Source organism: Paenibacillus sp. SC116, from assembly GCF_024733555.1.
Lineage (GTDB): Bacteria > Bacillota > Bacilli > Paenibacillales > Paenibacillaceae > Paenibacillus_B.
The window spans coordinates 2158772-2179770 of sequence record NZ_JANIOF010000001.1 but is presented as its reverse complement, the minus strand read 5'-3'; the positions used below and the strand labels follow the sequence as shown (position 1 = coordinate 2179770).

At 41.0% G+C, this 20999-nt stretch carries 14 protein-coding genes; 13 read left to right on the top strand and 1 reads right to left on the bottom strand.

Features of this window, described 5'->3' with window-relative positions; translation table 11 throughout:
• The first annotated feature begins 10 nt into the window (after nucleotides 1-10).
• The 13 genes from NQ117_RS09435 to NQ117_RS09375 all read left to right on the top strand — a co-directional run bounded on the left by NQ117_RS09435 (nucleotide 11) and on the right by NQ117_RS09375 (nucleotide 20330).
• The gene (locus NQ117_RS09435; RefSeq protein ID WP_258277700.1) at nucleotides 11-1867 is read left to right on the top strand and encodes a hypothetical protein; all 1857 of its coding nucleotides are present in this window, start codon (nucleotides 11-13) and stop codon (nucleotides 1865-1867) included.
• An 18-nt stretch (nucleotides 1868-1885) separates the two neighbouring features.
• Entirely contained in the window at nucleotides 1886-2977 is a 1092-nt protein-coding gene (locus NQ117_RS09430) for a hypothetical protein (RefSeq protein WP_258277699.1), read from the top strand.
• Between the two features lie 67 nt (nucleotides 2978-3044).
• The gene (locus tag NQ117_RS09425; RefSeq protein WP_258277697.1) at nucleotides 3045-6368 is read left to right on the top strand and encodes a hypothetical protein; all 3324 of its coding nucleotides are present in this window, start codon (nucleotides 3045-3047) and stop codon (nucleotides 6366-6368) included.
• A gap of 37 nt (nucleotides 6369-6405) precedes the next feature.
• A complete protein-coding gene (locus tag NQ117_RS09420) occupies nucleotides 6406-10983 on the top strand; it encodes a hypothetical protein (RefSeq protein ID WP_258277696.1) in 4578 nt (1525 codons plus the stop codon).
• 18 nt (nucleotides 10984-11001) lie between these two features.
• Nucleotides 11002-12144 carry a DUF1349 domain-containing protein gene (locus tag NQ117_RS09415; RefSeq protein ID WP_258277695.1) on the top strand — a complete coding sequence of 381 codons (1143 nt, stop codon included), beginning with the start codon at nucleotides 11002-11004 and terminating at the stop codon, nucleotides 12142-12144.
• Nucleotides 12145-12178: 34 nt separating this feature from the next.
• On the top strand, nucleotides 12179-13414 hold the full coding sequence (locus tag NQ117_RS09410) for a hypothetical protein (protein ID WP_258277694.1): 1236 nt from the start codon (nucleotides 12179-12181) through the stop codon (nucleotides 13412-13414).
• A 27-nt stretch (nucleotides 13415-13441) separates the two neighbouring features.
• A complete protein-coding gene (locus NQ117_RS09405) occupies nucleotides 13442-16594 on the top strand; it encodes a hypothetical protein (protein WP_258277693.1) in 3153 nt (1050 codons plus the stop codon).
• 521 nt (nucleotides 16595-17115) lie between these two features.
• Entirely contained in the window at nucleotides 17116-17649 is a 534-nt protein-coding gene (locus tag NQ117_RS09400) for a hypothetical protein (RefSeq protein WP_258277692.1), read from the top strand.
• Nucleotides 17650-17661: 12 nt separating this feature from the next.
• Entirely contained in the window at nucleotides 17662-17868 is a 207-nt protein-coding gene (locus NQ117_RS09395; RefSeq protein WP_258277691.1) for a hypothetical protein, read from the top strand.
• Nucleotides 17869-17951: 83 nt separating this feature from the next.
• On the top strand, nucleotides 17952-18518 hold the full coding sequence (locus NQ117_RS09390) for an RNA polymerase sigma factor (RefSeq protein ID WP_258277690.1): 567 nt from the start codon (nucleotides 17952-17954) through the stop codon (nucleotides 18516-18518).
• 223 nt (nucleotides 18519-18741) lie between these two features.
• Nucleotides 18742-19071 (top strand): hypothetical protein, encoded by a 330-nt coding sequence (locus NQ117_RS09385; protein WP_258277689.1) that lies wholly within the window; start codon nucleotides 18742-18744, stop codon nucleotides 19069-19071.
• Nucleotides 19072-19088: 17 nt separating this feature from the next.
• A complete protein-coding gene (locus NQ117_RS09380; RefSeq protein WP_258277688.1) occupies nucleotides 19089-19883 on the top strand; it encodes a sigma-70 family RNA polymerase sigma factor in 795 nt (264 codons plus the stop codon).
• Between the two features lie 6 nt (nucleotides 19884-19889).
• Complete coding sequence (locus NQ117_RS09375) at nucleotides 19890-20330, top strand: phage holin family protein (protein ID WP_258277687.1); 441 nt, start codon at nucleotides 19890-19892, stop codon at nucleotides 20328-20330.
• A 321-nt stretch (nucleotides 20331-20651) separates the two neighbouring features.
• Here NQ117_RS09375 and NQ117_RS09370 read toward each other — a convergent pair whose 3' ends face one another.
• Complete coding sequence (locus NQ117_RS09370) at nucleotides 20652-20921, bottom strand: hypothetical protein (protein WP_258277686.1); 270 nt, start codon at nucleotides 20919-20921, stop codon at nucleotides 20652-20654.
• Between the last annotated feature and the right edge of the window lie 78 nt (nucleotides 20922-20999).

Genomic DNA, 20999 nt, shown 5'->3' with positions numbered 1-20999 from the left:
GGATATAAGAGTGCCAAATAAAAATGTTGCCTTTGTAGCAGGTGAAACAGAGTCAGAACATCTGATTTCTACTTTAGCAGATGCAATCTCAACTGCGAAGTGGAATGAATACGACGGCAAGCCTGTAAGCAATCGCTGGGAGAAAGTATATGATATTAAACCCGATAAGTGGGTTACGTATCAAGAGAAGCAGAAAGCCAATGTGGTAGGTAAGTATAAGCATACGGATGGAAAACTGTATACCGTATATCGAATTCCAGAAGATATTTTAGATTTTAAAACACCTGGAAATGGCAGTGATATTGTGCCTACTCCTCTTGTTGATAGTGGGGGCTTTATCTACGAAATTAGTGATAAGAATAATACAAAAACAGGGAATAAAATACAAGTAAACCAGTTGACTTATCAGGATAAGTCAGGGAAAAATGTCACGGTTACTCTACCAGGAAAGCTGGTTGTGAACGTTCCTGATATAACGAATCCAATTGGATATAAAGCCTATCTAGTGGAACAGTTACGTAGTGAACTTGATGGAAGTATACAGCACGTAGCCGATTGGAATGAATTTCATATTATTACTGAGATGACATCAGACTGGAATTACTTTTTATCTTTACCTAATCAATCTATGAAAGTGTATTATGGCCTGCTTCCTAATTCCGGATATTGGTATAACGGATATCTTAATTTGCAGGATGTTAAGCCATTTACATTTACTGAGCGTTACTATGAAGCTGATATAACTCATTCCACCAATGGTATTACCGTATTGAAATGTGTGCCTGATTATCCAGCAGGTGTTACTCCTGATCCTTACTATATTATGTTTGATCATCCATTTGGTCAGTTTAATTACTTCGAAGTCATTTACGGTAAAGGGTTCCAAGGGGTAACACCTGCTGGAAACTCTTCGGAAACGTACGAGAAAGCTTGTGAACTAAGCACAGTTCGATTGAACAATAAACCTACTATTGTGAATCAGTTAGAAGCAGAGGTTGCCTATAAGCGAGCACAGCAAGGTGCAGGTTATATAGCACCGTCACATAAATGGGCTGTCGATATCGATGGAGTAACATATCTCAAAAGTCCGCCAGCTCATTATCATTACGGATGCGACTCGATTCAGAAATATCTGGTCAATAAGAAAAGACGACCAGACTACATTGTTCAATATTGGATCTCTATTAGTAACAATCGAGTTAACATTGTGCTAGAGGGTGATCCATCACCTGATATGGACTCCTACTATCGAAGCTTTGCTTACATTGGTAAAACAGTACCATTTAATGAGCAGGATCAACTAGGTAACTTTGCAGTGACCGTGGGCATGGGTGACTTGAGTAAGGAGAAGACGGGATTTGAGATCAGTGATATTAAACAAGATGCAAATCCTGCATACTCTGGCTTTGGTCGATATACATCAAATGGCATGTATTCTGTATCTATGTTCAAGACACGAAGCAGCGTTCTATTCCAAGCGTATTATCCGGCGTTCGTCACTACTCTACCTAATTATGGAGATGTGGGGACGTTACCTAAGGAACTATCAAGTCTGCTATTAGAGCGCAATGGATTCCAGCCTTCTCAATGGACCGATAAATACCATGCAAGCCCAATTTATTTGGTACATCAGTATGAAGGTTATCGTGGATATATGGAAGGCGTCGTTGCTATCGACGATCACAATTTGATCAATATGGACGAGCTGGTAGTAGATACCGAAGAGCCTAAAGATCCGAAAAATCCATCCAAAGGTACATGGACGGAAGTGTATAAATTTTTCAGCATAAAGAGCCCAGTTAGCTTTTTCAAAAGTTCTGCTAATCCAACTGCAATGACAATCGCTATTTTAAAAGAAGTTAAATAAAACTAGGGGGTTATTACTATGGCAAATTTCCGTTATTTCGAAAAAATTACAACTTCTCAAGACTTGTTAGATGATATTAAGTCCATGCTGACGGACGCTAAATTTGCAACATATCCGCACAATGCAGCGGCAGGTGAGCAGCCTGTAAACAATACTTGGAGCGTCGTGTCTGAAGTTCCAGATGCTACAAGCAAGCGCATTAAAGAGCTTGTACTGAAGTCAACCGCTACTATTGGCACAGCAACAAAGGAATACTATGTAAAATTCATTAATCCTGGATTCGATCCTGCGAATACTCGCAAACATAGCACGCTTACGGTTCAAATGATGGAGGGGTATGATACGACAAACCAAAAGTACGCTCATATTGGCCATCCGGTAGTTTATGAGTGGGCAGATCAAGAGTACAAGGATGGTGCTAACTTTACAGATCGTACGTTGACTAAGCCTGTTTATATGTACGCAAACATCATGAATAATCGCCTAGCACTAGTGTTAGTCGGTGATCCAGCGGTTCACTTTGTTGATTATCGCAAGTCTTTCCTTTATGTAGGCGCGATTCAACCGTTTAAATATAACCAGGATGATGTTGGCGGTAACATTTTGTTGACGGCAGGAGCAGTCACGCCAGAGGTGACTCAACCGATTAAAGACTTTAACGCGGGTCAATATACTTCTTTTGGTAACAATACGTTCCAAATGTTTGCAACGAAGTCGGGTATCAAGTTCCAACGCCATTATCCATCCTTTATTACACAAGTGCCTACTGTTGGCAAAGCATATACCGATCCAAAGCTTGGCGATACAGGCTTGCTGCTTGAGCCTCAAGGCTTCAATGCATCAGCATGGACTCGCAAATATCATTTGTCTCCTATTTACATCATTCATCCATACGATGGATACCGTGGTCAGCTTGACTATGTAATTGCTGTATCCAAAAACAACATTTTGCATCTTGATGAATTGATCGTAGATGTAGATGCGAATTCGGGCAAGAAGTGGAAGCAGGAAGTTTATCGTTACTTCGACCACAACACAGAGCAGAACTTCATGAATCGTTCCGCAAATGTGAAGATGGGAATCGCCTTCCTGAAAGAGGTTCGCTACTAATCCGCATATACTAATAAATGAGAGGATTCCACAGGAATCCTCTTTGTATTAGGAGGTGAGTATTCATATGTTCCAAGCAACTGCCCAGTTTCCTTTTCACATGAGTGATTGGTATGCGGGCAATACAAAATTTGCGTTTAAAGCGTCGCTGACCGCTGATAGTGAACGAGCGTATAAGTTCTCCTATTTACCTTATGGGCAATACAGCAGTTATATGATGTTGGATTATATATTGAGTAAGAAGAGTGAGCGTCAAGCAGCTCTATATGACCTTATTTATAAAGGGATTCGTGAACAGGAAGCTTTAGGTGATGCGGAAAGCTTCATTGTTTTTGGGGATAGAGAAAATACGGAGTTATCGGGCTATATTCATGACAGTGAGATCTATGGATTCAGACCAATTACTAGAGATAAATTATTGCACATTATGAAGAAGCGAACTAATGCGAAGCGAGCCAGTCAACGCAAGTTAGGTATTCATAGTTCTTCGAAACAAGCAACAAGACGGATCGAACACCGGATGAAGTATGTACGTGATCAACTACTTGCGGAGCGCGATTCTCAGAGTGGATTATTCATTTTCCAGGAAGAAATCCAAGCTCTGAGAGATATTAATCATAGGTTAAAGATTAAAAACAGCTATGATTTTGCGCTGCGTGACATCTTACATGATATGTGGACAGTGAATCATATTGTGAGAGCAAATCGTAAGTATACACACATTTCACAGAAAATGTTGCAGCAAAGCCATGCTGTGAGATGGCTGGAACAATCAGCCATTATCGATCGTTCCTTGTCGACCTCAGCTTTGCAGCACGTTAGATTGCTGCGTTTGTGGCAAGACGATTTGCAAGCACAGCATCGTAATCCTCGAATTACACGTATCGGCAAGCCTCATATGCAGGCCATTCATAAGTCTAATCGTCGTACGCGGATTTATGATCGAATGGATTGGGGAAGGTTGCTTGCCCGCCAGTATGATGCCTTGGTATGGAACTCACATAAACTGGCTTCACGAGAGATAAAGTCGGAAACAGATGTGTTTAGGCATGGCTCGAAAGCAGATCGTACGATAAGGCGCCATTCGTTGTTATATGTTCCTGTTACAAGGATGGAGAGTGTACGTGTTCACACACATGCTATGCATCAGGAGTTACTAATATATGGATCCGATAGAGATAATACTCACAATCTCACAAACCAAATAGCGATGCATTCTGGGAGCAGGCCATTTGAAAAGGCTGCGGGTGTATGGACTCCATCTACACTAGGAGGTTGGAAGCAAAGCAACTATGGATTGTATATCCCTTCCGCAGCGAGTGATAGGGCTACAAGAACAGCCAAGCAAATGGACACAATCGGAGAATCGATTCTTTCCTCCCGTGAAACCGATAATCCGACACATCTTCTACATGATGTTCGAGGCCATCAATGGGACAAAGTGACGGACAAGTCACCGAAGGTAGAGTACCCTGCCGAATTTGTAGAAAATATGTGGCTTAGCTCAGCGTTGGAAGGGCATTCATCTTTCGCATTTGAGGATAGTATCCTCGGAGAATCATGGATAAATCGTGAAGCTTATCTGGAAAATGATCCTGCAGCTGCTACCCTCATTGAACGTTTGTTAAGAGGGATCTGGTTGGATAATCCAGTGCTGGGCGAAAGATATACAAAGTTGGATGCAACATTTTTGGAGGATATTTTAGCGCAGATTGGCTACTACGGTCACATCATGGACGATATTTTTGTCGGAGAACGTGAGTCTGTTCAGCACGGATGGCTAGAAGCCTTCTTAACTTTAGCAGCAAAGTCATATGCACATGAAGGTTGGCTAACTAGTGAATTTTTCACAGGTGTAAAGGAACGGATTGAGGGGCTTATTTCGAGAGAATTACTTGATGGCTTTAAAGATTCGACGCATGGCGGAATCCTTACTTTCAGCTTCATGGGAACGAACGATCCCTCTCACGCTGTATATGAAGAATTCAGCTCTCTAGCCAAAGCAGATAGTAGAGCGTCCACTATCGATCAAGAGTTGATGGCTGATTCTCTATTCAGGCCATCCGTTATCGAAGTGGAAAATCCGTTTGGATATTTAGAACCTAATAAATCAATTATTCACGTTGGGGAAGAAGGTTCTAAGAAATGGTCTAGTGCAAATATTGATGAAGCCATACTGTCTGAGAAGGAAGTACATCCATCTACGTTATCGACAGAATTGCTGGCGCAAAAAGCCTCATATCCATCTGAGCTTGAAACAGATGAGTTGCTAGCAGATAAGGAAGCTCATGATTCTCATTTGGAAGACTCTATAACGGCAGATGCCCTTCAAGATCGAATGTCCGAATTATGTACTCGCTATATTGTTGCTGTCCATCCAAAGGACCGAATTGCGGCGCTTGATGAGATGTACGTCTGGAGTGTGCGTGGGATGCATGATGGGCATCTTTCGGAGCTAGAAGTTGATAAGTTCGCCAAGCTAGTGCTTGATGAAGCGATTATAGAGAATGTGATGTTCGGTACGGAGCCCGAGCGGGCATCCGATTTGTTGGAACATATCGTATCTGTACTTAAAGCTAGAGATACCGTATTCGTCGATTCATTAGGTGAAGGGGCAAGACCAACCGAAGATTGGGCTGATTTATTCGTTGAACATCTACAAATGGAAAAAGAAGCAGCTCAGTCCATCGTTGAGCAGTATGTATTGGCACAAGAGCAAATGCGCGATGGTCATCTGGAAAGAGGGATCGCTTCTACAAAGCAAATAAAACAAAGCCTTTTCGACCAAGTAGATGAACTTGCCCAAGGACTCATGTATGACTACACGACGGATATCGTTGATCACACCATGAACCATGAAGAATGGAGTGGCGGTTATGCAGTACCAGAAGATTATGATCCGCATGATCCTTATAACGCTTATTATCCTTGGGCAGAGGAATTTAATGCTGAGCAGTTAGGTCAAGGGAAATGGTCTGCATTGGGCACCAACAATTGGAGCAGCAATGGTGATTTCAACAAATGGACAAGTGAAGATGGCAGTGACTTGAGTGGAATCGTCAAAAGCGATATTCAAGCCGAAGATTACGTTTTCCAGACTGATTTCCAAGTAAGCGAGCCTGATGGGGATGCGGTTGGCATTTTATTTAAATATGAGAATGAAAACAATCACTATGCTTTCTCCATTCAAAGTGAAGCTGCTGTATCAGCAACAAATATGCTTCCTATGCAATTGTACAAAGTTATAAATGGAGTGAGGCAGCCAATTGGGACAGCGATGAATCCATTCCCATACCAGGTAGGCAAGCGTTATCGAATAGAGCTGTACTATATTTCTGGAAAATTGAGAATTAAAGTTAGCGGTCGGATTCAATATGACATGAACTTATAGGGCTTGACCAAGGTATAGGAAAGATAGAGGTGATAGAATGCCGCATACATTTGGAGTATTTAGTGACAAGCAAAAAGGTGTCACGTTTAGTCAAATGCAGGCTCATGTCGTAAGTGATCCAGCAACACATCCTCATCATCCGAGAAATGCAGGTTCGCCCAATGCACCAAGAGTCTTGGACCGAATCAATGGATACCAGAATCCGCTGCTTGGAGATGAAGGGTATGGGGAAATTGCTCGCTATGAGCCTATTAAAATTGAAGCGTTGGACAACGTAGTCGATCAAATGATTGAACAATATATGCGTGATAAATCGTGGTACGCGAAGGTTCGTTGCCGTGAGGCACTGTGGAACATGTACAGGCGAATCGAGTGGTGGGTGAAGCAGCAGAGTGATCCTCAGCGCAATGATTACCATCAAGTGCTGCAAATGATGAAAGATTGCATCGCTAAAATTATGGAAAAGGCACAGGATCAAGCAGGATCGCATGCCGGGATAGAGCTTCCTCATTGTCCAGCTCCTTATAAACATCCTTTTTCCGGTGACTTTTTCAATCATTTTGATGGGAAATGGACAGAAATCAAACTATTCGATTTAGCTGATTTTCCGAAGATGACCGCTTTTCCTGGACATTTTAGATACGTATCTTCTTCTGAAGAGCAGGAATGGAAATTGGTGCATTCCATTCAAAAAAATGAACAGGCTGGCACGGAAAATATTTTCAAGTTAGCCTTGAATGATTTGCGGGTAGGGAATTCCTCGAAAATTACATTTAACTGGAGATTCAAGCAAAAAGGTGTCATTCGTTTTCAATACTTAGCCAATGTTGCTAGTGGGAATGGGTTGCTATTTTTTATCAATGGTCAACAAGTAGGTGGAGAGTGGAATCAGAGTACGGGGTGGCAAACTGCACAGTTTTTTGTAGCACCAGGTCAAACGTATAAGTTTGACTGGCTCGTACGAAAGCAAACCGAAAATCAATTTGAGCGAAATGCTGTTTATGTGAAATCGATAGAGTGTGCAGAAAGATTGTTTAGTCTCGATCCGCCCGCACCACATGATCTGGATACTGCTGGAGAGGTCGATCTCATGGACGCATGGGGGATGAACAGCACCAAAAGCTACATGTCTGCTGAGTTCAATGACCATGTTACTCATAATCCGAAGGTCATTCATATGGAATTCGATAATGAGTGCGACGGTGAGGTTTCTTTTTCCTATCGACTTGGACAAGCAGAACCTATCAATACAGACGATTATACGTTGTTCTATGATGAGCAGTCTATTATTCCGATGGACGGAGGACGAGGGCTGCATGGAAGCAGTACGCAAGCTCTGCATAGTCCGGAATGGGAACTTATCGGCGATTCAGTAACAACTGCTCATGGAGCAAGCATCGTGTATGACATTTATGTTGGTGATGATTGTACAGTTGATCTAAGTGGAACAATCGAGATGATATGCCCAGAACGAGAGATTGACCATTATGAGCCGTACATTGCAGCAACGATGGGAAGCCTGAATTGGAGTTCTTCAGGATCGGCGAGCTGGCATCGAAGTGGTACAGGGATGGATACAACTTTTACGATGCTTGATCCGAAGCAGGGCAATAATGACTTGAGAGCCTATATTTCACTCCCAGATGATGGCTGGTTTACATTTAGCTTTCAGCATACATTAAGACCTTCGGAACGTTTTGTTGTTTTGATAGATGAGGCGATTGTATTCCAGTCCGCTGAGGTTTATCAAGGTGATCAAATTGAAATTCCTATAACCAAAGGATCGCATGCAATCGTCTTTCGTATTGATGATTCATTTACAGAGCTCCCAATTTATGCACCTGAATACAATCGAGTCTTTTACTATGGAGTAGGCGGCGGTACAAGTGGCAGCAATGAAGGTCCTTATGGCAGTTCAGTATCTATTGATAGGGACAGTTGGCTTGTCGATAAGTCAGGTGCTAGTACGATGTCTAATGGTAGTGAGTTGACGACCTCGATTTTATTAAAGCCCGGAGCCTCCATTCAATTCGGTGAGTTCGCCAAGATATTGCCCGCTCCATTAGATGAATCCAGTGACAAGTTAATATTTGAAGAAAACTTTAATGAAAAAGGGAAAATAACAAATCGTTTATCCTTCTCTGGCAACTGGGAATGGGAAGATATAGTGGGTCGTCAAACGCCAAATGCTACTGGCGATGGCATTATGAAGGTAGAAGGCAAAGACAACTCTACCAATACGGTCACATTAAATGGAATTGGATTACGGAATCCAGGTTATGTTTGTTTCGAGTACGGCGGTCGATTTGGAGATAAGGAACATTTAGAGTTTTGGGTTGATGGAGTGTCGGTGTGGAGGGGCAATCAAGATAATGATTATAAAGGAAATAGGATCGCCATTCCACTTCCAACCGGTGTTCATAATTTTAAATGGGAGTACAAAGATCTTGGCGATTCGATTCATAAAGAACCTGGACCTATCGACAACACGTTGCCCGATCCTGCGGGTGAACAATGCTATCCTGCGGGATATGAGCATCATCAAATGGATGGTTCGAGCGGCAGTTATACCTTGAAGACGGGGCGCAATGTTAAAGTTGAGGGAAAGCTCGGTCAATATTCGATGCCACTTACTTATAAAGACCGTACTGGAGCGGCTACGTATACGAACGGCGGAGTTATTCATCGCTATGTAGATGTGCCTTCCTATGCAGATGCATCTTTTGCCGAGACGATTTATTTGTACCCTCCTAACCGTTATAGTCATTCTGGATTGCTCGAATATGATACGACTATCAGTTATGCGAGTGCGGAAGGAAAGAATGTATATACAAAATATCCGTATAGAGCTAGTTTGGAAATTAAAGGAATTGTTCCGGGTGATGAAAAATCCGATTTTACATCGGATCATACGGAAAAAGTAGTCTATGAATTTCACACAGATGGAAAAATAGAATTGAGTTTTAAACTACTAGCATTTCTTCAAGATGAAACTAAAGAAAGAGGACGATTTCGAGTTTATTTGCATAAAAATAGGTCCGATCCTAAAGGTGGCGTGAAGCTGTATGACACAAAAGAGAATGTTGGGAGAAATCGTGCCTACTATAAAGATTTTGATAAGTTCACATCTGCGGATTGGGTCAATAGTGAGACTATAACGGCTTCTCATAATGGGACAGCGGGCACCTATTATTTAAGCTTTGGCCTAACAGATATTTTCTCGGACTCAGATGGGAATGGTGCTATTCTTTATCACGCTAGTATAAACGACCTTCGTCTGCAGGTTGCAGACAAGCACGGTAAAAACGGTGATCGCCTAATAACCCCAGCTTCAGAGAAGGTCAAAGCAGTAATTAAAGTGTTCGACCTTAGCACCAATAAATTGGTATGGGATGATTCGTACGAAGCATACGATAACGGAGTCACAAACGATATTCGATTTAGATACAACTTTGAAAAAGGTAAGCGGTATAACATTCAATATATTTTAGTCAAGGGGAATAACGCAGTAGGTGCAAATTTATCAGGCGGAGGAATTTTAGCTCCAGGCGGTAGTTTGGAGGAATCCTGGTCCGATTATTGTCGCAATACCAATGGACACTATTATGAAAAAGGATCTCCGACGATACCATCTCTGCCTGGTTATCCAGGTAAAGAAACCGAAATGCCACCTGATGATTCTTGGTGCTGGCTTGATGTCATTAAAGTCTATGAAAAATCATCTCCGTTATGTGGAGGGTCTACCTTGCATGTCACACTTCGCGATGAATCGCAGGAACATAAGTACATTCCTGTTACTTCATCCAAAGGTGAAAAATTAGACTTTAAGATAACGAACGATACCTTAAATGATAAGTGGTACGACATTATTTATCGCTTTGAGACCTATTGTCCAGGTGAGGGTGCGATGGTCTGGGGCGGAGGATATCAATTAATTGATTGTATACTCCCAGAGCTATCGGAGGCCAAAGTCTGGGGCTTTGAACTTACGAACAATAAGCCTATTTGGATGGGCGGATGTTACACGAGCCAAATGCAAGTTACTGTAATGGATGATCAGGGGAAGAGTTATTACAACAACACACTTCGTGCGGCCGATTGGCAGACATTTAGTTTGAATGAGCTGAAGGTGCTTCCTTCCCGCAATTACCGCGTTTCCATTACGACTAGCCAGGCTGGAGAAATAAGCACTTGGACAGGCAGGGAGTATTTAACTCAGTTTGTATTGCGTGAATTTAGGGCGCATGAGCGTTGGGTGTTTAAACCGCGACCATTTAACTCTGTGCTTTCCTTCTATATTGATGGTATACTTGCCAGCTCCTTTAATACAATGGGTGGTTATTATACGGTCAGCTACCCGGTTTCTAAAGGCAATCATGTGTTCACATGGGAATTTAAGAGCCGTCACGACTCGACCCGCTATGTGTATGATGCCGCTTATGTCGACTGGTTCAAGCTAACGAACTGGATTTGTGACTATGTCATGGTCGTTCCTTATTGTGAGACGGGAGCAGGCGACCAGTGCGTGGAAGCCTTAATTAAATGTTTGCTCAAGCTGATTAAAGACAAGCCACAAGCTTGTGTGTTAGGGAAAAAGATTTGGCTGTTTACTTAAATTAAAGGAGGGGAAGTAGTGAGCATACTTGCGTTGAAGAAGAAAGGATATCTATTTTCCGATAATTTCGATAAGAATACATTGGATCCTGCGTGGGAGTTAGAGCCTAATCAAGCTAGCAGATATACACTCGATCCTGTTAAAGGCACCATTCATCTCTTACATGGGACTCCTTCAAATTTGTATTTATGGTTGAAGCAATTAACGACAGAAAAGCAGTTTGTCCTTGATGTCAGACAAGGGTTTATTCCGCAGGATGTTAATCATGATGCAGGTATTATCGTTCATGATCATCAGGACAATCATCTATTGCTGCGAGTGTTTCAAGAAGGGAACGTTACTTCCCTTTCTTATCCGTGGCTTCGGATAGAACGAGATTATAACACATATTATGCCTACCATTCTCAAGATGGGGTGCAATGGTCTGTCGTAGGGGCGGAAAGCTTTGATGATACAGCACCGCTAATCGGATTGTATGTAAATGGGGCGCAAGGTCCGGGGATGGAAATAGAGGAAGTGCGAGTATATTTGTCTCGTTCCGTAATCGTGACAGGACTAACAGAAGGGACGAAAGTAGAACTGCTGGATAAGGCAGGGATACCATTAGCAGTTCGTGTTTGCACCTATGGACAAGCGTCCGTGGCATTTGACTTGTCTCTTTATGGAATGGAAGTAGAGGGGGCCGTAAGTATTGTACTTCCTCAAGCGCAGCAGCCAATTGTAGAGAAGGTTAGAACGATTCAAGCGGGGGATGTTTATACGCTGCAAGTACTGCCGGATATGTACATGACAGATACACAAGGGCAAGAGCATTTGCTTGATGAACACTTGCAAAATTTCCTTGGTTATATGAGTACAGGTTCCCAAACGTATAGAGAAGCTCAAATTGTTGTAAAAAATCCTTTATCAGGATCATTTAGTGGCCTGAAAATTCAAACTGCTGATTATAAGCAGACGGGGCAATATAGACGACTTATTCAAATTGCACCTGACAATAATGGGGTGCCTGGTATTTATGGAACGACGGTTTCCATGTCAGGAAAGCTTGCGGCAGGCGGGACTTATAAGTATTGGATTAGATTGGAGCGCGAAATGGACCCTAACTTGGCTACAGGCGAAGTGTTCTTCGGGCTTGATATGCAGGCGGTATATACGCCGTGATAAACAAGTATTTAGCAGAAGGCGGTGATTGATTGTGGCTATACAATTCAAGCGAATTGGTTCTCGTGTGGTGAAGGATCACCAAGATCTGGCGAATCGGGGTGTACGAACGCATAGCGAGATTGACCGTTATTTGGATGAATTTGATCAGGCGAGAGGAAGCAGCTCAAGTGTAGGAAATAGAATCTCAGCAATAGAAGATTATAATCTACAGCAAGATGGCAATCTTCAGCGAATATCCAATCAAGTAGACGCGAACAAGCAACGGTTGGACCAACACTCCAATACGATTACTCAACTAGAAGGTAAAGTACAGAAGGCAGAAGAAAGCCTCACCCATGGCCAAGCCGTCCTTACAGGGTTATCGATAAAAAAGGTTGCATATGTTGGCACTTCAAGTACGATTCAGGTCGATATTTACGGTGGAAGCGCTAGTATAAATGGAACGATTATTGAGAAGGCAGACTCGACTATAAGTATCTCATCTCCATCGGTTAGGAATGAATACTATTTATTTTTAAATCAACAAGGATCATTCATTTATCGATCAACGATCGATGAGCAGAAGGATGACATGCTGATCGGTATGGTCAGCGTGGCTCAGAGTTTGCAGCAAGTGTCATTCAAAGATAAACGGTACGCCCTTACTAAAGGAAGTGCTGGTAATTTAGAGGATACGGTTAAGGAAGTTGTAGAGGCAAGAACAGACAAAAATGGCGTTACATATCAAACGCTCCGAGTTCGTATGAATCATATGCAGACGAAGATGGAAGAACTCGCTGGTCAAGGCAAGAATATTTCTTATAGTTATTCACCTCGTCTAACGAGAGCTGCTAACCAAACGTTGTTTACTGTTCCTGAATATACACCTGGCACGAGCAGTTTGCTTATATTTATTGATGGTGCGCTAGTTATTGGTGACTTCAAGGAAATAGATACGAAAACAATTGAGATGAAATATCCCATTAAGCCACATTCGGATGTTGTATTTATAAGTTTGTCCAAGTTGGCGGGGGGAGCTTCTTCGGGTTTGAAACAAGTTCGAGCGATGAGTGTAAAAGGAACATCAACTGCTCCCCATACGATAGCCATTCCGCTTTTGCAGGCTGGAAATCATTTGGTATCTTCACCACATGTGTTGAAGCGTGTTTCTGCTGCTGCTTGGGGCCCGGCGCTTTATAACGACGAATATCGTTATGAATTAGATGATAAAGGAATGAATATTCACTTTGTGAAAGATGGCGACTATGTTATTAACTATTTTGAATAATAGGTTTGGAAGTGAGGAGGGTAACGAATGGCTGATAAAGTACGCTTAATAGAGCTGCTAGAGCAATACGATGCAGCAACAGAGGGAAAGGCGCTCTCTGATCTGATTATTAAAGTAGTTCCTTCTTTTCAGGACCTGCCTGCTGTTGGAGTAGAGGATAAAGTATATATCGTGCGCTCGGATCAGCAGCATAATAATGGTCCTGTCATGTACTTATATAAGGGTGGCGTGTATACGCTGTTAAGTGGCAGCGGAAGTGGTGGCGGAGGCGGGACTGTTCCTGCCGACCTGCTGAATAGATTGCAGCGACTGGAGAATGCGACTAGAACATCATCACATGTATTTACAGAAGATTTCAAAGGTGAGAATCGAATTGATACGAACCAGACGAATGTGATTAAAGGCGAAGGGTATATTCGCACAGATAAGCTGGTGTCTTTTGCGGATAAGTTTGACCATCCAAATTATTGGGATGATCGTAATTCGGTAGCGGTGGAGCATAGCATAGAGGGACACGTCCAGCTCATAAAAGGAAAGCGTGAAGGCAGTTTTGTGAGTAAAGAAATTCCTACTGCTGGCACGGAGTTTGTCACCTTGGACACAGATGTTCAGCATAGCAGCGCGGTAACGTTTACGGAAGCTGGGCTTGTTTCTCCTAGGGGAGATGCAGCTAACAAGCATACACTTCCGGTAATGGTTACGGATCGCAGCGGTCGCTCTTGGTATTTGTACTACAAACCAAGAATTGGTGTTTATGCTAAAGTTGTTAACACAGATGGGACAATAGCATTTCATACGGAGCATAAGGACACTTATGGTCACCTTGACTACACTCCTAACAAACATTATGCAACTGCGGCTGTAGTCGATTATAACAATCGTGTGTGGTATGTCTACTTGATTTATTTTCATATTAAAGTGGTTGTATTTAATCCGGATGGGACGGTATTTTTAAATGCAATTTGCAGTACAAATATTTTATCATCCACTACAAGAACTCTAGGCGTGGGTTTAAGCTCAGAAGGAAATGTGTGGGTTCTGGCTGTTGGATCTGATCCCCGATATAAAATGATAATATTCAACTCTAAAGGAGAGGTTGTTGCTGATCTTGCTCCAGCATTAAGTGGGTATTGTATTTTAAACCACTTAGTTTACGATACCAGGCGGCAACATATGCTTTCTCTATCGTATGGTGTAAGGATTGCGACCAATGCTTTAGTTTTATACACGAATACAGGGCAAGTGGCAAAGGCGTATTGGAGTATATTCAGCTCTATTGCAGCTGGAGCCGTGTACTATGATGAAGAGATAGATCGTATCATTATAGTAGGGTTCGATCACAAAACATGGATGATGTTTATCGCGATTATCAAGTATAACGGTACGGATTATGTAATAGAGAAACGAATAGATACAACGGTACATATTGGAGGCACTCCATCTGATGTATATGAACTGCACGGCAAAATGGTGAAAATGTCTTCTTCCAAATATATGTATACACACACGTATTTTGGAGAAAACCCTTCAAGGGCAAATATTAGATATACGATATTTAATCTAGATGGAACGATGGATGTTGTTTTGGAACCAGTCACGTCAGATACGTTGACCAGCGATGTCGTTCAATCGCTATCGTATAATTACAATGGTGATATTGAGTTATTATTTCTGGAACAAACTCCACAGGATTTTAACACGATAAAGACGTGTACCTTTAAGAAACTGGATACTACTGTTCAAATGTCTGTCTCGAATGATAACGGTTTGACGTGGCATCCAGCTAGTAGTGGACAAAAAGTTTCATTTCCTACATCAGGAAATTCCGTTAGAGTGAAGGGAGAGTTCCAATCTCCGAGTACACTAATAACTCCGAAACTCAGAGGGTATTCCATCGTGGAAGGCAGTTCGACCAATCAAGATGTGAAGAATACGTTCGTTAGTACAAGCGTTCCCTCGGTTATTCCGGCTTCAAGAGCAGTGTTGACCGTGAATCAAGAACTCAATGGCGGAGACGTAAAATGGTATTTATCTAATATGGGCGGTGGTGATTGGCATCCTGTTCAGCCAGGTACAGAAATCACATTCCCAAATCCAGCTGGATCAGATCTTCGAGTAAAAGCAGAACTTGCTTCTCCGAAGGTGGCTGCACTTCCAGTACGTATAAATGAGTTCCGACTCATGTCGAGTAGTAGCGTCTTAGTACCTGAGATGAATAATCTACAAGTGAATTTGCTAAAGACCAATTTTAAAATTGATTCGCAAATGAATGCTGGTCGCAACGGAATGCATCATATGATGGTTGATGTGTTAAGTAATGAAGATGGCTTGGATATTCTGCAATCCAGCTATAAATATGATTCACTTAACAAATGTATTATTGTAGGCAAGGAACTGTTATTTGAAGATGATTTTAATCAGCCTGCTGTTCGCCCGGAATGGACAGATTACTATAGAAATGGGAATCTTTCCATTGTAGATGGTCAGTTAGTTGTGAACACCACGGGGAGTCCGCATTCAGCTGAAGTTCAGTATGATAAACATTTGATAACGGACATTATAGATGTATCCTGTACGATATATAAACATACTTCTCAGAATGCATCTTTAGCGATATCCAATTTACAAACGTACTGGAAAAAAACGATTAGAACAGAACTTTCTGGTGAAAAAAATGACGTAAGACTCTACATTAGATATATGAATGAACCTGATTATGCTCACTTAGTGAATAAAAAGCTTAATAAAAATTTTGCTGCCGTGCGTATGATATTTAATCTATTAAACAGCCACTTAGTTGTTTATGTAGATGGAATTGTTGAGTTTGAGGGGAAAATAGATATACAATTTCCTAATGTATATCCTTCACTATGGAGTACAGGTATAAATCATTTCGATAATTTCATACTCCAAAGAGGTGACGACAAGAAAGCAGTTGTCGTCAGCAAGGCCGAAAAATGCGAGTTTGATCCAGTATCAGTATTGGTTACGGCTGACGTGACATACAATGGGGGGGCATGCGACTTCTACTTATCTAGAGATAACGGTGTAACTTGGTCTCCGGCGAATCTGAATATTCCATGTAACCTATCATCTCAGCCTTCTGGTAGAGAATTGAGAATGAAAGCTGAGATTACGGGCGAAGCCAAATTAAACGCATGGGGAATGGCATGGAAATAATAGAATAAATACCAATAAAAAAGAAGCCAACTGGTCATCCCTGTCAAGTAGACAGCAATAAATAAATAGACACGTTTAAGCAGCGACCGTTTCTCGATATTTTATCGGGGAACGGTCGTTTAGTTTCTTCTGAAAACGTTTATGGTTGACGTCCCCAATTCCAATTTTAAATTCTCAGTGTAACAATTATTCGTACGACTTGTTTTTCCAGTTGCAGATTTTTTGCAGATTACATGCAGATTCGGTGCAGGTAGTTCAGTCAAATAGGCGTTATTTTAGTAATATAGCAAATTAATAAAGAGGATCACTGAGCTGCATAATACCTAATGATTAAACCATCATACGCTTAATAAGAATCGGTATTTTTATAACGTAAAGGTCAAATAGCCCCCAACCTGATAAGGTGAGGGCTATTTGACCTTTATATTTTATAAGAATTTTTAAAAGTTTATTAGATTGGACCTTAACTATTTCTGGGTGGCAATGTATGGGATAACAAGGACATAAAAAGGGGAGTCATCATGGAGCAATTTGTTGACGTGCAAGAGCGTGCTGTAAGTAAAGAAACGGAGTTCATTGTAAATGAAGGTATCAATCGTGGGTTTTGTATCGCGATAACGAAAATTACGAACTGCTTATTTTTGTCCGCACAAGCGAAAATGCTGTACACGCTCATTAAACATGAAGCGGGGGCAAACAGGGATGTAGTGGTGTCTTATGAATCATTGCAAATGCAATTGCGATGGAGTCTATCAACGTTAATGCATCATATCAATGAATTAATAGATGCTGAACTTGTAATGGATCGTACTGAAAGTAAGCAAGTAGATAATAAACGGCTACATTTGCTTCCATTACATGAATCTAAAACGCTGCGGCATTCGGAGATTATATATGAAATTGTATTGCACTGCGAAGCACGTCATGGTGATGTGGCTTCACTTATGCATGAATATGAGGGCTCGGGTTTATATGAGCTGGCAAGACGCTCGCCAGAACGACATGTAAAGGATATTGCAGAGTGGTTTGGATACTACTTGGGCCAGTTAACTTAGGGAGGAAATGACATGATTACGACAAGACTAACGTACAGCTATGACGGTGAGACCATTTTATCTTCATCTTACTCGCACGAAGACGGCATGACGAAGCAAGAGATTATTGAAGAGCTTATTCAAATGCTGGATGAGCAAGAAGGTCCTGAAAGCTTATCGCGACTACAAGCGTTCAGTATCATTTTCTACGACAAAAATATACAAGAAGAAGCAAATTGATACTGAGTTCGATCTTTTTTGCAGTATTATTCCATTAGAATTATTTTATTTTTAATCCTATTTCAGGAAAAGGGGATTGTACGATGAGCCAATTAACATTGGAAGAATTGTATGCTTTAGAGGACATGGAAGCTTTTATTGAGGCTGCACAGAACACTTGTTACAAACGAATAAGAGGAAAGCAAGTTACAGGTATGGAGAATGATGATCTTGTTCAAGAGTGCATGATTCGAATTTTGCGCTATGTGGATCGATATGACCCTGCTAAAAGTCGTATGAAAACATACCTAAATCGGATTATTGATACGACCATAATTAATAAGATTGCTGAGTCTAAGCATCGTCCTAGTAGACCTCTTAATGAGTCAATTCGTTTTGTCCCTGCACAAGAAGTCTCAGACATCGAATATGGCATGTTGGGAGGCATTGTAGCTGATTATTTATCTTCGGAAGATGCAACGTATGAGGATGTGGTGTTTATTCATGATTTTTCACTTAGAGGTGGGTTAACGCCAAGAGAAAGGGAAGTTTTTCTATTGTGGACGACAGGATTAAGCTTTCAAGAGATCGCGAAAGTGATGAAATGCACGAAGGCTAATGTGGCTGGCTTTTGGAAAAATATTAAGGCTAAATACCTACTTTATATATAAGGAAGATATGAATGATGAATGAACATACAATTTTAAAAAGTAGATTTTCAGAGATCGTCGGCACACTTCATTATCAGGAAGAAAATTCATATGTGCGTTATGTTGATCACACAGGTCAGTGCATATCCACGATAGCGGTACCGTTACCATTGTTGCTTGAATTTTGGAGCCCAGTTGAATCGAACTGATTCTATTATTACTTAATAAATAAGGAGAGAATACGATGAAAATAATTAAAACGAAAACAGAGCCATTAACGGAGGAAATGCTGCGAGATGCGTCAGGAAAGTTGGTACATGTACCTGTCAATGAAATGCCTAAGCTCGGCAGTGAGTCAGAAACTGAAAATGTATGGTTTGCAGGACATGTTTGCGGATTTGAAAAAGCGGAAATTTATTTAGATATGACTACTGGGGAAAAAGTAGAACGACCTGAAATTTTTTATAGCTTATTAATGACCGATGGTTCTACATGGCCGTTATCGAAAACAGTTCTTGAAATCGTAGAAATAACGAAAGAAGAGCTTGTATCATTGTCCGAATCCGAAAAGTGAACAGAAGAGGTGTAGGTGTGGATACAACAACCATTGAAGCGAATCGTAAAGCCGATAAACAGTATTATTCACTAGATATAGCCGAAAATATTTATCGGTGTCAGCAGGATAAAGAATATGCAGGGGAAAGCATGATAGCAAACGAGAATTTAATATGGCACTCCATCCACAAATATATAGGCTCCCCAGACTATTTAACCAGAGTTCATGGTATTGAAAAAGATGATCTTCTTCAAATTGGTAGATTAGCACTACTTAAATCGATTCAGGCGTTCAATCCGAAAATGGGAAATCGATTCAGTACGTTCTCTGTCGTTGCTATAGTACGTGAAGTAAAGCACTTTTTACGTGATCATACGAAAATGATTCGCCCTACTAGAACAGCAAGTGTCATCATCAATGCTATTGGGAAAATTGAAAAGAAGTTGGGCTATCTTCCTCCTGCTATACATATATCACAACTGCTAGGGATGGAAGATTCGAAAAAGGTGGAAAAAGCAATGCTTATGTCCAAGGTCAGCTTTTTAGATAAGAGTAACGAACAGTACGAAATCTACGAGGGATTCCAGGAAGACGCAGATAGCCGTATGCTGGTAGAACGAATTGTTGAAAACATCAGTCATGCCTTAGACGAGACTGAGCAAAAAATTATTCATTCCAAGCTAAAGGGATATGAACCTAAAGAAATTACTAAAATGTTAGAAATTTCGCCTAATAAAATTAGAAAAACGGTAAAGAAAGCTGCAAAACTTATTTTAGACGCAGATAGAATAGCATCTGAAGCGGCAGATAGAGTAAACCAGAAGGGGTAAATAGATATGGAGAAAGCCACAGATAGTTTGTATACGCTACTAATTGGTGGGGGAGTGTCATTTATTACTCTATTACTAGGTGGAATTGATGCACTGTTTCTATCATGTACCATTCTAGTCATTCTTGACTATGTAACGGGAGTACTTGCTGCTTGGTACAATGATGTTCTAACAAGCAGAGATAGCTGGAGAGGGATAGTGCGAAAAACGATTTCATTAAGTCTGATTATAGTTGCTCACCAATTGGATGTAGTTGTTGGGAATGAAGGACACTTTATGCGCAATGCTATGTTAATGTTTATTATGGCAACAGAAGGGATTAGTATCCTAGAAAACTGCGGAAAAATGGGGCTTAAATACCCAGCTATAATTATGAAAGCCCTGAAAAATTTGCAGCAGCATCCAATAGAGTCGAAGCCTGAAAAAATGACTGATAAGGATATATAAAGATAAATATTAAAAAATTACTTATTTCTAATGGTGCGAAAATAAATCGTAGACATCTAATGAAGGCGTCCACACCAAAAATGGAGTCAAGAAATTGTCCCCGAAGGCTTCTCAAAAAATGGGAGTGATTAAAAAACAAATACATGAGGGAGGCGACGAGAGCACGCCGACTGATTTAAATGTGATAATTGTAAATCCAAATATGAAGATATGCTCATTAACGATATAACCTATGTACCTGCTCGTGCTTTAGAGGGGTAAGCTTGCAAGTACACTAGAATGGTATAAATAAAGTGATTCGTATCGGCAAGAAACAGTATCTTAATGCGTTGCTTTTCGTTGAATTTCTAGAATCATTTCATCATTTAGTTGAAGTGAAGCTTGTAATAGCTTGGTCTTCATACAGTTAACATCCCCAGCATAAGCATGGAGAAGAATTTTTCCGGCATCTGATTCATCAATTCTGCCAGAGTTGTGCATAGCTATGACAGCCGAAATGAATTCAATATCTGTAATGGATTGCTTCGTGAGGCGTGACTTGAATTCCTCTGCTACAGCAAGAACTTGTACATTAGTGTATTTAGCAGTCATACGACTTCACCTCCACGACTGGACGATTTTGTGCATAAGGCACATGATATCACTATGTTTTCAATACTGTCAAACTAA

Bases quoted from the DNA above. Each gene is read 5' to 3' on its own strand.
- NQ117_RS09420 (WP_258277696.1), top strand. From the start codon at position 6,406: ATGCCGCATACATTTGGAGTATTTAGTGACAAGCAAAAAGGTGTCACG.
- NQ117_RS09390 (WP_258277690.1), top strand. From the start codon at position 17,952: ATGAGCCAATTAACATTGGAAGAATTGTATGCTTTAGAGGACATGGAA.
- NQ117_RS09405 (WP_258277693.1), top strand. From the start codon at position 13,442: ATGGCTGATAAAGTACGCTTAATAGAGCTGCTAGAGCAATACGATGCA.
- NQ117_RS09370 (WP_258277686.1), bottom strand. From the start codon at position 20,921: ATGACTGCTAAATACACTAATGTACAAGTTCTTGCTGTAGCAGAGGAA.
- NQ117_RS09395 (WP_258277691.1), top strand. From the start codon at position 17,662: ATGATTACGACAAGACTAACGTACAGCTATGACGGTGAGACCATTTTA.
- NQ117_RS09385 (WP_258277689.1), top strand. From the start codon at position 18,742: ATGAAAATAATTAAAACGAAAACAGAGCCATTAACGGAGGAAATGCTG.
- NQ117_RS09400 (WP_258277692.1), top strand. From the start codon at position 17,116: ATGGAGCAATTTGTTGACGTGCAAGAGCGTGCTGTAAGTAAAGAAACG.
- NQ117_RS09430 (WP_258277699.1), top strand. From the start codon at position 1,886: ATGGCAAATTTCCGTTATTTCGAAAAAATTACAACTTCTCAAGACTTG.
- NQ117_RS09425 (WP_258277697.1), top strand. From the start codon at position 3,045: ATGTTCCAAGCAACTGCCCAGTTTCCTTTTCACATGAGTGATTGGTAT.
- NQ117_RS09375 (WP_258277687.1), top strand. From the start codon at position 19,890: ATGGAGAAAGCCACAGATAGTTTGTATACGCTACTAATTGGTGGGGGA.